The 393-nt window shown below is 57.8% G+C and carries 1 pseudogene; it reads left to right on the top strand.

Annotated elements, in window-relative coordinates:
- Window positions 1-393, top strand: a pseudogene (locus tag ACTHUT_RS22300) (hypothetical protein); the annotation flags it as partial.

Raw genomic sequence — 393 nt, 5'->3', positions numbered from 1 at the left:
TCCAAAAAGGTGTGGATGCCAAAACCACCGTTGATACCAAAGGCCTGACCTTCAACGGCGACAGCGGCAGCACCAATATCGAAAAACTCGGCTCCACCGTGACCGTTGCCGGCGACGACAACATCACCACCGAAGCCCAAGACGATAAAGTGACGGTTAAGCTGAACAAAGACCTGGTAGTAGACAGCGTCAAAGCCGGCGACACCACCGTTAACAACGACGGTGTGAAAGTCGCAGGCGGCCCGAGTGTGACCAAAGCAGGCATCAATGCCGCCGGCAACAAGATCACCAACGTAGCCGCCGGTAGCGACGATACCGACGCCGTCAACTACAGCCAGCTGAAACAGCAAAGCGCCGCCGCCCGTACCGAGGTTGCCGCCGGCACCAACATCA

The sequence above is a fragment of the Neisseria sp. P0022.S010 genome (assembly GCF_051956635.1).
The sequence above is the reverse complement of the archived record's forward strand: the minus strand, read 5'-3'. Positions and strand labels throughout refer to the sequence as shown.